The 18,384-nt window shown below is 75.1% G+C and carries 17 protein-coding genes and 1 pseudogene; 12 read left to right on the forward strand and 6 right to left on the reverse strand.

The features are described 5' to 3' along the window. Window positions 1–103: 103 nt before the first annotated feature. A complete protein-coding gene (locus tag E1283_RS12230) occupies window positions 104–1,471 on the reverse strand; it encodes a DUF1015 family protein (protein ID WP_132818009.1) in 1,368 nt (455 codons plus the stop codon). 64 nt (window positions 1,472–1,535) lie between these two features. On the opposite strand from E1283_RS12230, the gene E1283_RS12235 reads away from it, so the two are divergent. Then, window positions 1,536–2,615: an HAD-IIA family hydrolase gene (locus tag E1283_RS12235; RefSeq protein ID WP_132818022.1), complete on the forward strand. Its 1,080-nt coding sequence runs from the start codon at window positions 1,536–1,538 to the stop codon at window positions 2,613–2,615. A 40-nt stretch (window positions 2,616–2,655) separates the two neighbouring features. Here E1283_RS12235 and E1283_RS12240 read toward each other — a convergent pair whose 3' ends face one another. Both E1283_RS12240 and E1283_RS12245 read right to left on the reverse strand, forming a co-directional pair. Further along, window positions 2,656–3,552: an arginase family protein gene (locus E1283_RS12240; protein WP_132818010.1), complete on the reverse strand. Its 897-nt coding sequence runs from the start codon at window positions 3,550–3,552 to the stop codon at window positions 2,656–2,658. Between the two features lie 25 nt (window positions 3,553–3,577). Then, the gene (locus E1283_RS12245; protein WP_243744791.1) at window positions 3,578–4,543 is read right to left on the reverse strand and encodes a LysR family transcriptional regulator; all 966 of its coding nucleotides are present in this window, start codon (window positions 4,541–4,543) and stop codon (window positions 3,578–3,580) included. Window positions 4,544–4,616: 73 nt separating this feature from the next. On the opposite strand from E1283_RS12245, the gene E1283_RS12250 reads away from it, so the two are divergent. Further along, on the forward strand, window positions 4,617–4,811 hold the full coding sequence (locus E1283_RS12250; protein ID WP_243744792.1) for a hypothetical protein: 195 nt from the start codon (window positions 4,617–4,619) through the stop codon (window positions 4,809–4,811). A gap of 55 nt (window positions 4,812–4,866) precedes the next feature. Here the strand turns inward: E1283_RS12250 and E1283_RS12255 are convergent, their stop codons facing one another. Beyond that, the gene (locus E1283_RS12255) at window positions 4,867–5,700 is read right to left on the reverse strand and encodes a siderophore-interacting protein (protein WP_132818011.1); all 834 of its coding nucleotides are present in this window, start codon (window positions 5,698–5,700) and stop codon (window positions 4,867–4,869) included. A gap of 218 nt (window positions 5,701–5,918) precedes the next feature. Between E1283_RS12255 and E1283_RS12260 the strand changes: the two genes are divergently transcribed. The 7 genes from E1283_RS12260 (at window position 5,919) to E1283_RS12285 (ending at window position 11,761) form a co-directional block, all read left to right on the forward strand. Next, window positions 5,919–6,122, forward strand: coding sequence for a hypothetical protein (locus E1283_RS12260; RefSeq protein WP_132818012.1), 204 nt, complete (start codon window positions 5,919–5,921; stop codon window positions 6,120–6,122). 316 nt (window positions 6,123–6,438) lie between these two features. After that, window positions 6,439–6,699 (forward strand): hypothetical protein, encoded by a 261-nt coding sequence (locus E1283_RS12265; RefSeq protein WP_132818013.1) that lies wholly within the window; start codon window positions 6,439–6,441, stop codon window positions 6,697–6,699. Window positions 6,700–6,706: 7 nt separating this feature from the next. Next, window positions 6,707–7,531 (forward strand): TlyA family RNA methyltransferase, encoded by an 825-nt coding sequence (locus E1283_RS12270; RefSeq protein WP_243744793.1) that lies wholly within the window; start codon window positions 6,707–6,709, stop codon window positions 7,529–7,531. Then, the gene (locus E1283_RS12275; protein WP_132818015.1) at window positions 7,528–8,460 is read left to right on the forward strand and encodes an NAD kinase; all 933 of its coding nucleotides are present in this window, start codon (window positions 7,528–7,530) and stop codon (window positions 8,458–8,460) included. Before E1283_RS12270 ends, E1283_RS12275 begins: the two co-directional genes overlap by 4 nt. Window positions 8,461–8,515: 55 nt before the next feature. Beyond that, complete coding sequence (recN, locus tag E1283_RS12280) at window positions 8,516–10,315, forward strand: DNA repair protein RecN (protein WP_132818016.1); 1,800 nt, start codon at window positions 8,516–8,518, stop codon at window positions 10,313–10,315. Between the two features lie 193 nt (window positions 10,316–10,508). Beyond that, window positions 10,509–10,649, forward strand: a complete 141-nt coding sequence (locus E1283_RS37215; RefSeq protein WP_165956099.1) for a hypothetical protein — start codon at window positions 10,509–10,511, stop codon at window positions 10,647–10,649. Next, window positions 10,646–11,761 carry a glycosyltransferase family 4 protein gene (locus tag E1283_RS12285; protein ID WP_132818017.1) on the forward strand — a complete coding sequence of 372 codons (1,116 nt, stop codon included), beginning with the start codon at window positions 10,646–10,648 and terminating at the stop codon, window positions 11,759–11,761. Before E1283_RS37215 ends, E1283_RS12285 begins: the two co-directional genes overlap by 4 nt. A gap of 114 nt (window positions 11,762–11,875) precedes the next feature. Here the strand turns inward: E1283_RS12285 and E1283_RS12290 are convergent, their stop codons facing one another. After that, entirely contained in the window at window positions 11,876–12,916 is a 1,041-nt protein-coding gene (locus E1283_RS12290; RefSeq protein WP_132818018.1) for a LacI family DNA-binding transcriptional regulator, read from the reverse strand. 55 nt (window positions 12,917–12,971) lie between these two features. Further along, window positions 12,972–14,786: a glycoside hydrolase family 15 protein gene (locus E1283_RS12295; protein WP_132818019.1), complete on the reverse strand. Its 1,815-nt coding sequence runs from the start codon at window positions 14,784–14,786 to the stop codon at window positions 12,972–12,974. Between the two features lie 342 nt (window positions 14,787–15,128). On the opposite strand from E1283_RS12295, the gene E1283_RS12300 reads away from it, so the two are divergent. The 3 genes and pseudogenes from E1283_RS12300 to E1283_RS12310 all read left to right on the forward strand — a co-directional run. Beyond that, on the forward strand, window positions 15,129–16,844 hold the full coding sequence (locus E1283_RS12300) for a CTP synthase (RefSeq protein WP_165956100.1): 1,716 nt from the start codon (window positions 15,129–15,131) through the stop codon (window positions 16,842–16,844). Between the two features lie 5 nt (window positions 16,845–16,849). Then, entirely contained in the window at window positions 16,850–17,494 is a 645-nt protein-coding gene (locus E1283_RS12305; protein ID WP_132818020.1) for an NUDIX domain-containing protein, read from the forward strand. Between the two features lie 88 nt (window positions 17,495–17,582). Further along, window positions 17,583–18,384, forward strand: a pseudogene (locus E1283_RS12310) (hypothetical protein); the annotation flags it as partial.

Here is an 18,384-nt window from a genome sequence, read left to right on the forward strand (position 1 = left end):
ACGGGGCGGAGGGCGAACTCGCCGAGTCGTTCGTCGTGTCGGGCGAAGACGGTGGGGCGCATGGGTCTCCCAGGTGCGGCAGCAAACTGGAAGTGAGGTTAGCCTAACCTAAATTCGCGCGACAATCGGGCCCGCTCGCCGTCTCACCCGCCGGACGGTCCCGTGCCTCGTCCTGCGGGTCGTCCCGCGGATCGTCTTGTGGATCGCGCAGCAGCAGACCGGTGGCGGGCTTGGGGCCGAACGAGGTCGACTTGTGCGGCATGGTGACGCCGCGCTCGGCCAGGGTCCGTACGGTTTCTTCCCGTACCGCCCGCATGAGTACCGCGAACCCGTCGCCCGATCCGGCGGTCTGCGCGACGGCGGCGGGCGCGCCGTGCAGGTGGCGGACCCGGAGCGGGCGGCCGGCCGCCGGCCGCCACAGTTCGCCGAGCAGGGCCGCGTTGAGCACGGTCGCGTCCAACTCCCGCCAGGCGCGCGGCCGGTCGGCCGGGACGGTGCGGGTGAGGAGAGCCGGGTCGGGGCGGTCGAGCAGGTGGAACGCGCCGTCCGTGCCGGTGCCGGTGCCGGTGCCGGCGTCGGTGCTGGCCCGGGCCAGCAGGAAGGCGTTGCCCGGGGTGTCGTCGAGGACGCGGAGCGCCGCGTCGAGCGGGCCGGCCACGGGGCTGACCCGGAACGCCGTGCCCGCCCTGGCCAGCGCCTCGGCGAGCGGCAGGCCGGCGACCACCCGGTGGATCGGACTGACCCGCAGCGGGTGGCGGTCGGTGTCGACGAGCAGCACCAGGCCGCGGTCCCAGGGCGGGCGACCGCCGTGCTCGGCGCTGAGCCGCAGCCGGGTGGCCCAGCGGTGGTGGCCGTCCGCGATCAGGGCCCGGTGCCGGGCCAACTCGGCGCGGACCACGGCGATCTCGGCCGGCTCCGTGACGGCCCAGATCCGGTGCTCGGTCGCATCGTCGGTGGGGGTGGCGAGCAGCGGTGGCCGGGCCGTCGCGCGTTCGACGACGGCGGGCACCGTGTCGTCGCCGGCGCCGCGGTAGGCGAGGAGCAGCGGCTCCAGGTCGGTGCGGGTGGCCCTCAGCAGCGCGGCCCGCTCGTCCACCACCTCGGGGATGACGTCCTCGTGCGGCAGCACCGTGCCCTCGCTCGGCACCGTCAACCGGAGGGCGCCCATGATGCCGCGCTGGAGCGGGAGCCCGGGGGCGCGCTGCTCGTACACGTAGAGCGCCGGCACCCGGTCGGTGCGCAGGACGCCGGCGGCAAGCCACTCGTGGAGGGTGGCGGCGGCGCGCTCCGGGGTGCGTGGCAGGATCAGCCGGACGATGTTGTGCGGGTCCGAGGTCTCCAGGTCGCGCTGTTCGTCCGGCCGCACGACGACGTCGTACGGCGGTGAGATCACGTCGGCGAGGTTGCCGACCCGCTCGGGTGCGTAGCGGAGCGCACGAAACGGGGCGAGGTCCAGGCCGGCGGCGTGCATCCCCGCATCGTATGCCGCGTGGACCATGGGAGGAGATCTGGGAATCATGGCTGACAACGCTGACATGGCCGGCAGGACCGACTCGGGGAACGGGGCCGCCGGCCCCGCGCCGAGAGGGTCCGAGCGTGCGCTCCACGAGGTCCACGACACCGCGCTGCTCGACCTGGACGGCGTCATCTACGCGGGTGGCGAGGCGATTCCGCACGCCGTGGAGTCGCTGCGGGTGGCGCGGGAGGCCGGCATGCGGCTGGCCTACGTGACCAACAACGCGGCCCGCACCCCGGAGACCGTCGCCGCGCACCTCACCAGGCTCGGCGTCGCGGCCGAGCCGGGCGAGGTGGTGACGTCGGCGCAGGCCGTGGCCCGGCTGATCGCCGAGCAACTGCCCGCCGGCGCGCGGGTCCTGTGCGCGGGTGGTGAGGGGCTTCGGGTCGCGCTCGCGGAGCGCGGGCTGCGCCCGGTGGACTCGGCGGACGACGAGCCGGCGGCCGTCGTCCAGGGCTACGGCGGCCCCGAACTGCCGTGGGGGGTGATCGCGGAGGCGGCGCTCGCCGTCAACCGGGGGGTGCCGTGGTTCGCGTCCAACACGGATCTGACCATCCCCAGCGGGCGGGGCATCGTGCCGGGGAACGGCGCCGCCGTGGAGGCGGTGCGGATCGCCACGGGCCGGCGCAAGGAGCCGCAGGTCGCGGGGAAGCCGCGGCCGCCGATGCACCGGGAGTCGATACTGCGCACGGGGGCGCGGCGGCCGTTGGTCGTCGGCGATCGGCTCGACACGGACATCGAGGGGGCGCACGCCGGGGGCGTGGACTCGTTGTTGGTGATGACCGGCGTGACGGACGAGGCGGAGCTGCTGGCGGCGCGCCCCGACCACCGGCCGACGTTCGTGGCCGCCGACCTCAGGGGGCTGTTGACGCCGCAGCCGGCGGTGCGGTCGGACGACGACGGCGGTTGGCGGTGCGGTGGGTGGCGGGCGGTCGTCGTCGGCGACGAACTGCGGCTCGACGAACTGCGCCTCGACGGCGGGGGCGATGACGGCGGCGATCCGGTGGACGGGCTGCGCGCCCTCTGCGGGGCCGCCTGGTCGGCGGCCGACCGGGGCCACCGGCTCCGCCCCTGGCGGGGCGGCCTCCCGCGGGACTGAGTCGGGGACCCGGGCCGGGAGCGGACGCCGGCGGTGGCGGTCAGGGGGCGAGTGCCGAGACGAGGAGGTCGGCGAGCAGGGCGGCGTAGGAGCCGTCCGGGTCGAGGTCGGGATCGTAGATGGTGACGTTGAGCCCCACGCACCGGGGCGAGCCGGTCAATGCCCGCAGCAGCGGCGCGAGTTCGTCGGGAAGGAGACCGCCGTCGTCCGGGCTGTCGACGGCGGGCATCACCGACGGGTCCAGGACGTCGGCGTCCAGGTGCACCCAGAAGCCGTCGAGCGCCGGTGCCTCCAGCGCCCGCAGCGCCGCGTCGGCCGTCTGCCGGACGCCGCGCTCCCGGATCTCGCCCACCGTCGTGTTCGCGATGCCCGACTCCGTGAGCTCGGCGCGCTCCGTGTCGTCCTCCCTGATGCCGAGAACCTGGACGTCGCTCTCCCGGACGTAGGGCCGCAGTCCTTCGAGGTCGGTGAGGTCCGCCTGCCCGCGGCCGGTGGCGAGGGCCAGTTCCTCGCCGCCCGCGGCGCCGACGCGGTCGGAGTTGCCGGGGTGCCGGAAGTCGGCCGACCCGTCGACGGCGGCGATCCCGTACCGCCCGACGCGGCGCAGCGCGAGGGAGGCGCCGAGCTGGATGGAGCAGTCGCCGCCCAGGACCACGGGGAAGGCCCCGGCCCGCACGTGCCCCTCGACGCGGTCGGCGAGCCTGCGGGTGTACGCGGCGATCGGCCCCGCGTGGAACACCCCGTCGCCCTCCTGCCAGCCCTCGCGGTCGTAGCGGGGCGGCACCACGACGCCGCCCTCCTCGGCGCCGAGCCGCGCCAGCAGCCGCTGCTCGCGCAGGGCGCCGGCCAGCTTGTAGCACCCGGGCACGGCCCCTTCGACGGGCGGTCTCAGACCGAGGTTCGACGGGGCGTCGAGGAGCACGAGACGAGGGCGCATCGGCCCATTGTGCCGTGGGGGTCCGTCAGGCGTGTGAGCGGGACGGAGCCCGGTCGGCGTCCGGCGCGGCCGGGGCGAGCGCCGGGTGCGCGGCGATCACCTCGTCGAGCGCGTCGAGCCCGTGTCGGACCAGCGGGTGGTCGCGGCTGCCCTGCCGCACGCAGCTGAGGATGCGGCGGAAGATGGGGAGTTCGGCGGTGAGGGGGACGCGGACCGTCTGGTGGCTGGGCGGGATCTCCGTGAGCCTGGGGTAGAGGGAGATGCCCAGGCCGTGGCCGACCATGGCGGAGACCGCCGCCCACTCCTTGGCCCAGTGTGCGACCGCGGGGGTGAAGCCGGCGACGGAGCAGAACACCAGGACGCGCTGGTAGTGGTCGCAGCTGCCGGGCAGCGGCAGCACCCAGTCCTCGCGGGCGGTCTCGGCCAGCCCCACCTCGGTGCGCGAGGCCAGCGGGTGGCCGGCCGGCACGATGAGGTCGAGCGGTTCGTCGAGCAGCGGCTCCTGGTCGAAGCGGGAGTCGCTGGGGTTGGGGAAGTCCTCGGAGGGCGCCATGACGGCGATGTCGGCGTCGGTGGAGAGCAGCAGGTCGAAGCCGGCGACGGTCTCGCACTCGGTGACCATCACGGTGAGGCCGGGACGGCGCTTGCGCAGCAGGGCGGTGGCCGGCGCGATCAGGCCGGTGACGGCGCTGGGGTAGCCGCAGATCCGCAGCAGGCCGGCGTCGCCCGAACGGTACGACTCGAGGGCGGACTCGGCCTCCTCCCAGCGGGCCAGGAGCTCCTCGCCGTGGCGGATGACGAGGTGCGCGGCGCCGGTCAGCCGGATCCTGCGGCCCTGCGGTTCGACCAGCTGGACCTTCAACTCCCTGGCCAGCTCGCGGAGCTGGTGCGAGACGGCGGACGGGGTCAGATGCAGCGCGGCGGCCGCGGCGGTCACCGTGCCGTGCTGGTGCACCGCGCGGAGCACCTGGAGCCGACGCAGATCAATCATGCAAAGATTCTGCACGATGTACCCGAGAAATGTGAAATGGACCCGCACGGTCCGGCGGTCGCACACTGCCGTTATGACCGAGACGATGCAGCACATCCAGGTGACCACCGCACCCGTCGAGCTCTCCCACCACACCACGAGTGAGGGCACCGTGGTCTGGCTCCGCTGCGGCTGCGGCCGGCTGCGGATGGTCTTCACCCCCGACTCCCCGGCCGACCGCCCGATGACGGCCGGCGGTCGCACCCTCGGCTGCCCGTACTGCGGCTGACCGGCCGTGTGCCAGGCGGGCGTGCTCCTTCAGAGGGCACGCCCACGCCACGCGATCAGGCCGCCATGGCCTCCTGGAGGAGCGTGTCCTCCGAGGCGTCGCGGCGCCAGTAGCCGGTGAAGGTGACGCGCCCGCGGTCGAAGCCGCGGTCGTTCACGAGGTGGCGACGGAGGGCCCGGACGTGGCCGGCCTCGCCGGCCAGCCAGGCGTAGGAAGTGCCCGGCGGCAGATGGCGGTCGCGGAGCGCGGCCAGCAGCGGATTGGGGGCCGGGGCCGGCAGCCGGTCGCGGCAGAGCCAGGTGATCTCCGCGTCGGCCCTGGTCGACAACCGCTGGCGGTCGGCGGCGTGCTCGGTCTCGATCCAGACCCGGGCCGGCATGCCGGCCGGCAGCCAGTCCAGGATGCCGGCGATCGCGGGAAGAGCCGAGGAGTCGCCGGCGATCAGCACCCGCTCGGTGTCCGGGGGCGGGCGGAAGTCCACCCCGGCGTTGTCCTCCTCCGTCGGGCCGAGGAGCGAGAGGGGCGCGCCGGGGCGGGCGACGAGGGCCCAGCGGGAGGCGGGTCCCTCACAGGCGCCGTGCAGCGCGAAGTCGATGTCCAACTCGCCGACGCCGCGCCGGTGCTCGCGGACGGTGTAGGTGCGCATCGGGGCGCGCTCGTCCGGGTCCATCCGCTGCCAGGCGGGCCACCAGCCGGTGCCCTCGCCGCGCGGGACGGCCGCCCGGTGCTGGCCGGGGCGGGGGAGGAACAGCTTGACGCGCTGGTCCCGGCCGCCGCCGAGGAAGCGGTGGAGTTCGTCGCCGCCCACCGTGACGCGGGCGAAGCCGGGGCTGATCCGGCTGGTGCGCAGGACGTGCAGGTCGAAGAACTCGAAGGGGCGTGCGCTCATGGCGTTGCGTCCTTTCGGGTCGGGTCGGGTCGGTCCGGTCAGGCTCGGGTTCGCACCGGCGGCTTCGGTGGGAGCGTGCGCGGCATCGGATCACCTTTCCGGGGTGCTGTTCGACCAGGTCGGCATCCACAGCGGGGCGACCTGGCGAGGTTAGGCTAACCTAACCGCATGTCGCTGAGGAGTTCCACCGAGGGGCGCGCGGGGTGACGGCGGCGAGGGTGAGTGCGCCGCCGGAGCCGGCGCTCGATGTGCGGCTCGCGCGCCGGCGCACGGCTCGGCGCGTCGGTGGACTCCTCGTCGCCGCCGACCTCGTCGCCCAGTCGGCCTTCGCCGGCCGGCAGTTGCCGGTCGGCGCCGTGACGGGCGTCCTCGGCGGCGGCTACCTGCCGTGGCCCCTGCGCACGGAACGGCGCTCCGGCTGAATGTGACGGCCCCCCAGGCGGGGGCCAACCGACGACGGCCGAGGCACCGGCCCGGCGCGGCCGGGGTGCCGCGTTGGCGCGAGGCCGCCTGGTGGCGGCAGGGGCCGAGGGCCCGCCGGGGCGGTCACGGAGACCGGTTGGCGGCAGCCGGGCCGGTAGGCCGGCGTGTCGCCGGCGGGGGCGCGCAGGCCGCGCCGCGACCCGTCGCCTCCCGGCGGAGCGCCCGCTGCCGGGGCCGGGGCGGCCGCCCCGGCAGGCCCGCCGGGGCGGCCCTTCGGGGCGGTAGGCCGCCAGGCCGGCTTGGTAGCGTCGGGGCATGGAAGAGGAGCCTCTTGCCGAGCAAGCCCCGGAGCCCGAGGACGACGGCCCGCGCCCGTTGGGCGTCGAGGTGCGGCCCACCGGACACGGCGGCGTGGACGCCCAGTTGGCCCGGCTGGCGGACGCCGACCACCTCGGCGTCCCGGGACACCTGGAGGTGTACGAGGATGTGCACCGCGGTCTGCGCGAGACGCTGGCCGCCCTCGACCAGCCGGCCGGGCCGCCCGTGCCCGGCCCCTCGCCCATCCCCAGGAGCTGAACCCCACGTGGCAGCAGCGACCCAGCGACGCCTCGGCCGCCTCGACGCGGAACTGGTGCGCCGCAAGCTCGCCCGTTCCCGTGAGCACGCCAGAGAGCTCATCGACGCGGGCCGGGTCACCGTCAACGGCACCGTCGCCGGCAAGCCCGCCACCCAGGTGGCCACCAGTGCGGCCCTGGTCGTCCGCGAGGACGCCGACGACCCGGGCTACGCCTCCCGGGGTGGCCACAAACTCGCGGGGGCGCTCGACGCGTTCACCCCCCGCGGGCTGCGCGTCGCCGGCCGCCGGGCACTCGACGCCGGGGCGTCCACCGGCGGGTTCACCGACGTGCTGCTGCGCGCCGACGCGGCCGAGGTGATCGCCGTCGACGTCGGCTACGGCCAGCTCGCCTGGCACCTGCGCGCCGACGACCGGGTCACCGTCAGGGACCGCACGAACGTACGCGAGTTGACGCTCGACGCCATCGACGGCCGGCCCGTCGACCTGGTGGTCGGCGACCTGTCCTTCATCCCGCTCGGCCTGGTACTGCCCGCCCTCGTCCGCTGCGCCGCGCCCGACGCCGACCTGGTGCTGATGGTCAAGCCGCAGTTCGAGGTCGGCCGCGAACGTCTCGGCAGCGGCGGCGTGGTGCGCGACCCGGCCCTGCGCGCCGGGGCCGTCCGCACCGTCGCCGCCCAGGCCGCCGAGCTGGGGCTCGGCGCGCTCGGCGTGGTCGCGAGCCCGCTGCCCGGCCCCTCCGGCAATGTTGAATACTTTCTCTGGCTGCGTGCCGGGGCGCCCGCGCTCGACCCGGCCGACGTCGACCGCGCCGTGACGGAGGGGCCTCAGTGACCGTCAGTACCGGGACCAACCGTGCCGGGGAACGCACCGTGTTCCTGCTCGCGCACACCGGTCGCGCCGCCGCGATCCGCAGCGCGGAACTCGTCGTCCAGGGCCTGCTCGCCCACGGCATCGGCGTCCGGGTGCTGGACGAGGAGGCCGTCGACCTGCCGCTGCCGGCCAGCGTCGAGCGCGTCAAGGTCGCCAGGGACGAGACCCGCGGCGTGGTGGACGGCTGCGAACTGCTCGTGGTGCTCGGCGGGGACGGCACGCTGCTGCGCGGCGCCGAGTTCTCCCGCGCCTCCGGCGTTCCGATGCTCGGTGTCAACCTCGGCACCGTCGGCTTCCTCGCCGAGGCCGAACGCGACGACCTCGACCAGGTGGTGGACCGCGTCGTCACCCGCGACTACGAGGTCGAGGAGCGGATGACCCTGGACGTCGCCGTGTTGAGCGACGGCAGGCAGGTGCACGTCGACTGGGCGCTCAACGAGGCGTCCGTCGAGAAGGCCGCCAGGGAACGGATGATCGAGTTGGTGCTGGAGGTGGACGGCCGCCCGGTCTCCGGGTTCGGCGGCGACGGTGTGGTCTGCGCCACCCCCACCGGCTCGACCGCCTACGCGTTCTCCGCCGGCGGTCCCGTCGTCTGGCCCGAGGTCGAGGCCCTGCTGATGGTGCCGATCAGTGCCCACGCCCTGTTCGCGAAGCCGCTCGTCACCGCCCCCGACTCGGTGCTCGCCGTCGAGGTCAGGCCGCACACCCTCTCCGGCGTGCTGTGGTGCGACGGCCGCCGCAGCGTCGACCTGCCGCCCGGCGCTCGGGTCGAGGTGCGGCGCGGCGCCGTCCCGGTGCGGCTGGCCAGACTCCACCACGCGCCGTTCACCGACCGGCTGGTCGCCAAGTTCGCGCTGCCCGTGGCGGGCTGGCGCGGCGCCCCGCGCTGACCCTCGGATCCCGGGTGCGGGGGGCCGTCGTCGCGAGGGCCCCCGCGAACCTCGTATGGTCGTATCCGTGTTGGAGGAGATGCGGATCAAGGGCCTGGGCGTGATCGACGACGCTGTCGTCGAGCTGTCCTCCGGCTTCACCGCGGTGACGGGTGAGACCGGCGCGGGCAAGACCATGGTCGTCACCAGCCTCGGCCTGCTGCTCGGCGGCCGGGCGGACGCCGGCTACGTGCGGGTCGGCGCCCAGGCCGCCGTCGTGGAGGGCCGCGTCACCGTCCCGCCCGACGCGCCGGCCGCCCGCCGGGCGGAGGAGGCGGGCGCCGAGCTGGACGACGGCGCGCTGCTGATCAGCCGCACCATCTCGGCCGAGGGCCGCTCGCGCGCCCACGTCGGCGGCCGGTCGGTGCCGGCCGGGCTGCTCGCCGAGCTGGGCGAGGAGCTGGTCGCGGTGCACGGCCAGACCGACCAGCAGGGGCTGTTGCGCCCGGCCAGACAGCGGCAGGCGCTCGACCGCTACGCCGGTCCGGCCGTCGCCGGTCCACTCGCCGACTACCAGGAGACCTACCGGCGGCTGCGCGAGGTCGGCGCCACCCTGGCCGAACTGACCACCCGCGCCAGGGAACGGGCCCAGGAGGCCGACCTGCTGCGCTTCGGCCTCGACGAGATCGCCGCGGCCGAACCGCGGCCAGGCGAGGACGCCGAGCTCGCGGCCGAGGCCGGCCGCCTCGGCCACGCCGAGGCGCTGGCCTCGGCCGCCGACGCCGCGCACGCCGCCCTCGCCGGCGACCCGGCCGACCCCGGCGGCCTCGACGCCGGCACCCTGACGGCCGGCGCCCACCGCGCGCTCCAGGGCGTGCGCGACCACGATCCGGAGGTGGCCCAGCTCGCCGACCGCCTCGGTGAGGTCGGCATCCTGCTCGCCGACGTCGCCCAGGACCTCGCCGGCTACGCGGACGGGCTCGACGCCGACCCCCTGCGGCTGGCCGCCGTCGAGGAACGCCGCGCCATCCTCACCCACCTGGTCCGCAAGTACGCCAGCCCCGTGGGCGACGAGGACGGCTGCGGCGCCGTCCTCGCCTGGGCCGAACACGGCGCCGCCCGGCTGGCCGAGCTGGACGGCGACGACGACCGGATCGGCGAACTCACCGCCGAGCGCGACGCCCTGCACGCCCGGATCACCGCACAGGCCGGCGCGCTCACCGAAGCCAGGGCCGAGACCGCCGCCCGGTTCGCCGCCGCCGTGTCCGAGGAGCTCACCCAGCTCGCCATGCCCCACGCCAGAATCGAGGTCGCGGTCCGGCAGCAGGACGCGGCGGCCGGCGACGACGCCGTGCAGCTCGACGGCCGGACGGTGGCCATCGGGCCACAGGGCGCCGACGAGGTCGAGCTGCTGCTCGCCCCGCACCCGGGCGCCCCGGCCCGGCCGATCGCCAAGGGCGCCTCGGGCGGTGAGCTGTCCCGGGTCATGCTGGCCGTCGAGGTGGTGTTCGCCGATGCCGCGCCGGTGCCGACATACCTCTTCGACGAGGTCGACGCGGGCGTCGGCGGCAAGGCGGCCGTGGAGATCGGCCGGCGGCTCGCCAAGCTCGCCGACGCCGCCCAGGTGGTGGTCGTCACCCACCTGCCCCAGGTCGCGGCGTTCGCCGACCGGCACCTGGTGGTCGAGAAGACCAGCGACGGCTCGGTGACCCGCAGCGGGGTCCGCTCCGTGCACGGCGAGGGCCGGGTGCGGGAGCTGTCCCGGATGTTGGCCGGCCAGGAGGACTCCCAGCTGGCCAGGGCCCACGCCGAGGAGCTGCTGGCCACCGCCGCCCGGCTGGGGCGGGGGGCGCGGACGGAGGCCCCCTCCCCGTAGCCGCGACGCTCACCCGAGCGGGTGGTGGCCGCTACCGTGAAGCGGCACGCGCCTGGCATTCTGGACGCCATTCCACTCCCAGCGAACGAGAGGTTGCCGTGAGCGATGGGCTGAGACCGCCCGGCCCTTGGCGACGGCCCGGGGTTCGCCGTACGGCCCGGCCCCGGCCGGTCGTCACGGGGGAGGAGCGGGCGTGAGCGACGCACCCCCGCACGTGGGAGGTACCCCCGACCCGGCAGCCGTGCCGCACGTTCTCGGCGGCGCCGCCGTGGGCCTCGCCGCCGGCGGGACACCGGCCGAGGCACCCAGCGAGACACCCGAGGCGGCGCCGTGAGCACGCCCGGCGGGCGGGGCCCGCTGCACGTGGTGCAGGTGCTGGGCGGCGGCAGCGCCGGCACCGGCGCCCATGTGCTGTCCCTCTCGGCCGGACTGGTGGCGCGCGGCGTCCGCGTCACCGTGTGCGCCCCGCCGTCCGCGCAGCGGCGCTACGACTTCACCCGGACCGGCGCCCGCTTCGTGCCCGTGCCGATGCGCACCCGCCTGGAGGCCGCCGCGCTGCTGAGGACCGCCTGCGCGGACGCCGAGCTGGTGCACGCCCACGGCATGCGGGCCGGGCTGCTCGCCACCCTGGCGCTGCGCCGCCGCGCCACGCCGCTGGTCGTGACCTGGCACACCCGCTCCAACGCGCCCGGGTTCCGGGCGCAGCTGCGGTCCGCCACCGAGCACGTGGTGGCCCGCGCCGCCACCATCGTGCTGGGCGCCACCTCCGACCTGGTGGACCGGGCCCGCCGCCGCGGGGCGCGCGACGCGCGGCTGGCGCCGGTCGCGCTGCCCGCGCAACGCCCGAGGAGTGAGAGCGCCGGCGTCTGGGAGCGGAACCCGGCCAAGATCCGCGCCGAGCTGGGCGCCATGGGCCGGCCGCTGCTGGTCACCGCCACCCGCCTGGAGCGGGAGCACAGCCTCGACGTCCTGCTCACCGCGACCCGCGCCTGGCGCTCGCTCCAGCCCCCACCGCTGCTGGCCGTCGCCGGGGCGGGTCCCGACCGCGCGCTGCTCCAGCGCCGCGTGGACCGCGAGCGGCTGCCGGTGCTGCTGCTCGGCCGTGACGACGACATCGCCCGGCTGCTGCCGGTCGCGGACGCCGCGCTGCTGGTGGTCGAGTGGGCCGGCCGCGCCCCGCTGGCCCAGGAGGCGCTGCGCCACGGCGTGCCCCTGGTGGCCACCGCCGTGGGCGGCGTCCCCGAGCTCGTCGGGGACGCGGCGGTGCTGGTGCCCTACGGCGACCCGGCGGCGCTCGGCTCGGCCGTCCGCGCCCTGCTGGCCGACCCGGAGCGGCGCGAGGCACTGGCCGCCGCCGGCCGGGTCAGGGCCGGCAGCTGGCCGACGGAGGACACCACCGTGGCCCAGGTGCTGAGCGTCTACGACGAGCTGGCCGAGGCGCGGTGACGCGGTGACGCTCCGCTGGGAAGCGCCGCGGCGGGATGTCGTTCGTCCGCGGCGCCGTCGTGGCTGATCGCGCGGTTCCCCGCGCCCCTTTGGGGCGTCGTCGAACCGGGGTGATCAGCTGGAGTCGCGCACGACGAGCCGGGCCGGCGTGATCACCGGGGCCAGCGGCGTCGTCGGCCCTTCGGCCAGGCCGAGCCGCCCCAGCAACAGCTCCGCCATCAGCTCCCCCATGTGCCGCACGTCCTGCCGGACGGTGGTCAGCGGCGGGTCCGACCAGGCGGCCGGCCCCAGGTCGTCGTAGCCGACCACCGCGACGTCCGCCGGCACCCGCAGCCCGTGCGCCCGCAGGGTCCGCAGCGCGCCCGACGCCATCAGGTCGTTGCCGGCGAAGACGGCGTCAGGCGGGGGCGACCCGGCGAGCAGCTCCGCCATCGCCCGCTCCCCGCCGGCCGCCGTGAAGTCACCGGTGGCCAGCAGCGCCGGGTCGGGCCCGGTCAGGCCGAGCGCGTCCAGATAGCCGTCGAGCCGGTCGGCGGCCGAGGTCTGGTCGAGCGGCCCGGTGATGACGGCGATCCGCCGCCGGCCCCTGTCCAGCAGGTGCCGGACGGCCTGCCGGGCGCCGTCCCGGTTGTCCGTGTCGACGTAGAGCGGCCCCGGCTCGCCCGCCGCGCCCGACCAGCCGGGGCGGCCGCCGAAGACGGTCGGCAGCCCGACGGCGGCCGCCATCGCCGGCAGCGGGTCCTCGGCGTGCAGCGAGAGCATCAGCGCCCCGTCGACATGCCCGCCGGCCAGGTAGCGGTCGACGCGGTCGTAGTCGTCCCGGCCCTCCAGCAGCACGAGCAGCAGCTGGGTGTCGTGCGCGGCCAGCCGGTGGCCGATGCCGCGCAGCTGCTGGGCGAAGAACGGGTCGGCGAAGACCCGGGTGTCCGGCTCGGCGATCACCACCGCGACCGCGCCGGTGCGCCGGGTCACCAGGCTCCTGGCCGCGCTGTTGGGCACGTAGCCGAGCGCCGCCACCGAGTGCCGCACCCGCTCCCGCAGCTCGGCGCGCACCCCCGGCGTCCCGTTGACCACCCGGGAGACCGTGGCGCGCGACACCCCGGCGTGCGCGGCCACCGCCTCCAGGGTGGGAGGGACCCGTCCCCGCTGCGGCACCGCACGACTCCTCTCCGCCGCGGCCCCCGTCGGCCGGCCGGCTGTGGCGGCGGTGTCAGCCGCCGTACGTGCTGTAGGCGCCGGAGGCGGTGAGGCGGAGGGCCGTGTCGATCAGCGGCACATGGCTGAACGCCTGGGGGAAGTTGCCGACCTGCCGCATCCGCCGCGGGTCCCACTCCTCCGCGAGCAGCCCCACGTCGTTGCGGAGCGCCAGCAGCTTCTCGAACAGCTTGCGGGCCTCCTCCACCCGGCCGATCATCGCCAGGTCGTCGGCCAGCCAGAACGACACGGCGAGGAACGCGCCCTCGTCGCCCTCCAGGCCGTCCACGCCCGCCTCGTCGCCGGCGGTCGGGTAGCGGAGGATGAAGCCGTCCAGCGTGGACAGCTCGCGCTGGATGGCCTCGATGGTGCCGATGACCCGCTTGTCGTCGGGCGGCAGGAAGCCCATCTGCGGGATCAGCAGCAGCGAGGCGTCCAGCTCCTTGGAGCCGTAGGACTGGGTGAAGGTGTTGCGCTCCTTGTCGTAACCCTTCTCGCACACGTCCCGGTGGATCTCGTCCCGCAGGTCGCGCCACCGCTCCAGCGGGCCGTCCACCTCGCCCGACTCGATCAGCTTGACGGTGCGGTCCACGGCCACCCACGCCATCACCTTGGAGTGGGTGAAGTGCCGGCGCGGGCCGCGCACCTCCCAGATGCCCTCGTCGGGCTCGTCCCAGTGGTTCTCCAGGTACCTGATCAGCTTCAGCTGGAGCACGTTGGCGTGGTCGTTGCGGGCCAGGCCCGTCATGTGCGCCAGGTGCAGCGCCTCCGTGACCTCGCCGTACACGTCGAGCTGGAGCTGCCCGGCGGCGCCGTTGCCGATCCTCACCGGCTGCGAGTTCTCGTAACCCGGCAGCCAGCTCAGCTCCGCCTCGGACAGCTCGCGCTCGCCGGTGATGCTGTACATGATCTGCAGGTTCTCCGGGTCGCCCGCGACCGCGCGCAGCAGCCACTCGCGCCACGCCCTGGCCTCCTCGTGGTAGCCGGTGCGCAGCAGCGAGGAGAGGGTGATGGCCGCGTCCCGCAGCCACGTGAAGCGGTAGTCCCAGTTGCGCGAGCCGCCGAGGTCCTCGGGGAGCGAGGTGGTGGGGGCCGCCACGATGCCGCCGGTGGGCTCGTACGTGAGCGCCTTGAGGGTGATCAGCGACCTGACCACCGCCTCCCGGTACGGGCCGTGGTAGGTGCACTGGGCGACCCAGTCGCGCCAGTACTCCTCGGTGGCGGTCAGCGCCTCCTCCGGGTGCGGCACCGGCGGCGGCTGCTTGTGGGAGGGCTGCCAGGTGATCGTGAACGCCATCCGGTCACCGGGCGCCACGGTGAAGTCCGAGTAGGTGGTGAGGTTCTTGCCGTAGGTGGCGGCCGCGGTGTCCAGCCACACGGAGTCGGGCCCCGCGACGGCGACGGTCCGGTCGTCCACCTTGTGCACCCACGGCACGACCGCGCCGTAGGAGAACCGCATCCGGAGCGTCGAGCGCATCGGCACCCGGCCGCTGACGCCCTCCACGATGCGCACCAGCTGCGGCGGGTCCTCGCCGCGCGGCGGCATGAAGTCGATCACCCGGACCGTGCCGCGCGGGGTGTCCCACTCGGACTCGAGGACCAGCGAGTCCCCCCGGTAGCGGCGGCGGCTCGCCGGCGGCGGCGGGGCGTCCTTGCCGTGCGTGGGCCCCAGCCGCCAGAAACCGTGCTCCTCGGTGCCGAGGAGTCCGGCGAAGACGGCATGGGAGTCGAATCGGGGCAGACAGAGCCAGTCCGCCGATCCGTCCCGGCAGATGAGCGCGGCGGTCTGCATGTCCCCGATGAGTGCGTAATCCTCGATGCGCCCGGCCACTAGCGTCTCCAGTCGAACAGTGCTCCGCCCCCCGTGGGACGTGCGGCTTTTCGTCGCCCATTCAAGCGTCCGAGCAGAATACGACGTGCCCAGGGGGTCCCGTTGACGCTTGGCGGATGTCGAGAAGTTCGCCGTGGAACCTTGTTCGGGTTGGAGGGGAAATGTCGAGATTTCCCGCGAGGCCTACACGGACGCCGCTCAGGGTTTCCCCCACTGATACCCTGGTAGCCCGTGGAGCGGAGGGGCAGCGAAACCCCCGAACCCGATCGACGGCCCCCCGGATCGACCCGGCGGCCCGTCCACGCATCCGACGTCGCGACCCACGGGAGCCCCCCTTTGGCCATGCCGCCCAGCAGCACGATGACCAAGCACATCTTCGTCACCGGCGGGGTCGCCTCCTCGCTCGGCAAGGGGCTCACCGCGTCCAGCCTCGGTGCCCTCCTCAAGGCCCGGGGGCTCCGGGTCACCATGCAGAAGCTCGACCCCTACCTCAACGTCGACCCCGGCACCATGAACCCCTTCCAGCACGGTGAGGTGTTCGTCACCAACGACGGCGCCGAGACCGACCTGGACATCGGCCACTACGAGCGGTTCCTCGACGTCGACCTCGACGGCTCGGCCAACGTCACCACCGGGCAGATCTACTCCACCGTGATCGCCAAGGAGCGGCGCGGCGAGTACCTGGGCGACACGGTGCAGGTCATCCCGCACATCACCAACGAGATCAAGCACCGCATCCGCCGGATGGCCACCGACGACGTCGACGTCGTGATCACCGAGGTCGGCGGCACCGTCGGCGACATCGAGTCGCTGCCGTTCCTGGAGGCCGTGCGCCAGGTGCGGCACGAGGTCGGCCGGGACAACGTCTTCGTCGTGCACATCTCGCTGCTGCCCTACATCGGCCCCTCGGGCGAGCTCAAGACCAAGCCGACCCAGCACTCCGTCGCCGCCCTCCGCAACATCGGCATCCAGCCCGACGCCATCGTGCTGCGCGCCGACCGCGACGTGCCCACCGCCATCAAGCGCAAGATCTCCCTGATGTGCGACGTCGACGAGGCCGCCGTGGTGGCCTGCGTCGACGCCAAGTCGATCTACGACATCCCCAAGGTGCTGCACGGCGAGGGCCTGGACGCCTACGTGGTGCGCCGCCTCGACCTCCCCTTCAGGGACGTCAACTGGACCCAGTGGGACGACCTGCTGCGCCGCGTCCACCACCCCGCGCACGACATCACCGTCGCGCTCGTCGGCAAGTACATCGACCTGCCCGACGCCTACCTCTCGGTCACCGAGGCCCTGCGCGCCGGCGGCTTCGCCAACAACGCGCGGGTCCGCGTCAAGTGGGTCACCTCGGACGACTGCCGCACCCCGGGCGGCGCGGCCGAGCAGCTCGGCGACGTCGACGCGATCTGTGTGCCCGGCGGCTTCGGCGACCGTGGCGTGGAGGGCAAGATCGCCGCCATCACCTACGCCAGGGAGCACCGCGTGCCGCTGCTCGGCCTCTGTCTCGGCCTGCAGTGCATCGTGATCGAGGCCGCCCGCAACCTGGCCGGCATCGAGGGCGCCGGCTCCACCGAGTTCGACCAGGGCTGCGCCGACCCCGTGGTCTCCACCATGGAGGAGCAGCTGGACATCGTCGCCGGCGAGGGCGACATGGGCGGCACCATGCGGCTCGGCCTCTACCCGGCGCGGCTCGCCGAGGGCTCCATCGTCCGCGAGGTCTACGGCGGCGAGGCGTACGTCGAGGAGCGCCACCGGCACCGCTACGAGGTCAACAACGCCTACCGCAGCGAGCTGGAGAAGAAGGCCGGGCTGCTCTTCTCCGGCACCTCCCCGGACAACAAGCTCGTCGAGTACGTGGAGTACCCGCGCGAGGTCCACCCCTACCTGGTGGCCACCCAGGCCCACCCCGAGCTCCGCTCCCGGCCCACCCGGCCGCACCCGCTCTTCGCCGGCCTGATCCGGGCCGCCGTGCGCGGCTCCGCGAGCCCGGTGGCCGACCCGGCCGAGCTGACCGCCGGCGCGGGCGAGCTGACCGCGCCGCACGGTGGGGGACACTGACCGCCATGACAGATCAGCCGCACGACTTCCTCGCCGACACGCCGGCCCACTGGTCGGTCACCGCCACGAGCACCCCGTTCACCGGCAACAAGACCGGCGTCAGGACCGACGAGGTCGTCATGCCCGACGGCTCCACGGCCAGCCGCGACTACCAGGTGCACCCGGGCTCGGTGGCGGTCCTCGCGGTCGACGAGCGGGACCGGGTCACCGTGATCGAGCAGTACCGGCACCCCGTCCGCCACAAGCTCTGGGAGATCCCGGCCGGGCTGCTCGACGTGCCGGGCGAGAACCCGCTGCACGCCGCCCAACGCGAGCTGTACGAGGAGGCGCACGTCAAGGCCGAGGACTGGCGGGTCCTGATCGACCTGTACACCTCGCCCGGCGGCTCCGACGAGGCGGTCAGGATCTTCCTGGCCAGGGAACTGTCGGTGGCCCAGGGCGAGCGGTTCGCGGTCTCCGAGGAGGAGGCCGACATGCGCCACGCCCAGGTGCCGATCGACGAACTGGTGCGCGGGGTGTTCGCCGGCCGGCTGCACAACACCTGCCTGTCCGTCGGGGTGCTCGCCCTGCAGGCGGCCCGCGCCGGAGACGGCGTCGACGCGCTCCGCCCGGCCGACGCCCCCTGGCCGGCGCGCCCGTTCGCGTTCTGACCAGGGCCGGACGGGGGCGCCGAACCGGCGGCAGACGTGTCAGGCCCCGGCCCGCCGGGGCGTGACATACGCTCCCACCGTGACGGACGTGACGGAACAGACGGTCACCGACCCGGCCTGGTCAACGGGGTTTCTCGGCCGTGAGCGCGAGCTCGCGGCGCTGCGCTCCGACATCGAACGAGCCGGCCTCGACACCCTCGCCGGCCGCCCGGCGCCACGTTCGCGGGTGCTGCTGGTGGCCGGCCGCCCGGGCACCGGCCGGACCGCGCTCGCCGAGCGTTTCGCCGCCGAACTCCTGGCCTCGGGCGACTATCCGGACGGCCTGCTCCGGGCCCGGCTCACGGACCCGGGCGGCCGCCGGGTCCCCGTCGCGCGGGCGGCCCGCACCCTCCTCGACGCGCTCCACGTCCCGGCCCCGCCGGGCGCCGACGACGAGGAGACGTCCGCCGTGCTGCGGGAGGCGCTCACCGGGCGCCGGATCGTCCTGCTGCTCGACGACGTCGGTGACGCCGAGCCGCTGATCGACCTGGTCCCCGACGACCGGGCCTGCCTGGTGCTCGCCGTCGCGCGCGGCCCGCTCGTCGGCGTGCCCGACGTCCGGCCCTGCACCATCGGCGGCCTCGACCGGCGCAGCGCCGTCCTGCTCCTCACCAGGGGCGCGGGCGACGTCCGCGTCACCGTCGACCCGAGCGCCGCCGACCGGCTCGCGGAGCGCTGCGGCGACCTGCCGGCCGCCCTGACGCTGGCCGCCGGCTGGCTGGCCGCCCACCCCGACACCCCCGTGGCCGAGGTCGTCCGCCGGATCCACGAGACCCCCGACCCGGTCGCGCTTCCCGAGCCGACGCCGCCCCCGGACGACGCGGGCGCGGAGCGCGAGGACGACGCGGAGG

Origin of the sequence: Streptomyces hainanensis (genome assembly GCF_004348415.1) — a bacterium.
Classification (GTDB): Bacteria; Actinomycetota; Actinomycetes; order Streptomycetales; family Streptomycetaceae; genus Streptomyces; species Streptomyces hainanensis.

What these genes read in the sequence shown, in the direction of transcription:
- E1283_RS12265 (WP_132818013.1), top strand. Translation starts at nt 6,439, where the DNA reads ATGGAAGAGGAGCCTCTTGCCGAGCAAGCCCCGGAGCCCGAGGACGAC.
- E1283_RS12240 (WP_132818010.1), bottom strand. Translation starts at nt 3,552, where the DNA reads ATGCGCCCTCGTCTCGTGCTCCTCGACGCCCCGTCGAACCTCGGTCTG.
- E1283_RS12235 (WP_132818022.1), top strand. Translation starts at nt 1,536, where the DNA reads ATGGCCGGCAGGACCGACTCGGGGAACGGGGCCGCCGGCCCCGCGCCG.
- E1283_RS12255 (WP_132818011.1), bottom strand. Translation starts at nt 5,700, where the DNA reads ATGAGCGCACGCCCCTTCGAGTTCTTCGACCTGCACGTCCTGCGCACC.
- E1283_RS12305 (WP_132818020.1), top strand. Translation starts at nt 16,850, where the DNA reads ATGACAGATCAGCCGCACGACTTCCTCGCCGACACGCCGGCCCACTGG.
- E1283_RS12245 (WP_243744791.1), bottom strand. Translation starts at nt 4,543, where the DNA reads ATGATTGATCTGCGTCGGCTCCAGGTGCTCCGCGCGGTGCACCAGCAC.
- E1283_RS12250 (WP_243744792.1), top strand. Translation starts at nt 4,617, where the DNA reads ATGACCGAGACGATGCAGCACATCCAGGTGACCACCGCACCCGTCGAG.
- recN (WP_132818016.1), top strand. Translation starts at nt 8,516, where the DNA reads ATGGTCGTATCCGTGTTGGAGGAGATGCGGATCAAGGGCCTGGGCGTG.
- E1283_RS12300 (WP_165956100.1), top strand. Translation starts at nt 15,129, where the DNA reads ATGCCGCCCAGCAGCACGATGACCAAGCACATCTTCGTCACCGGCGGG.
- E1283_RS12230 (WP_132818009.1), bottom strand. Translation starts at nt 1,471, where the DNA reads ATGCACGCCGCCGGCCTGGACCTCGCCCCGTTTCGTGCGCTCCGCTAC.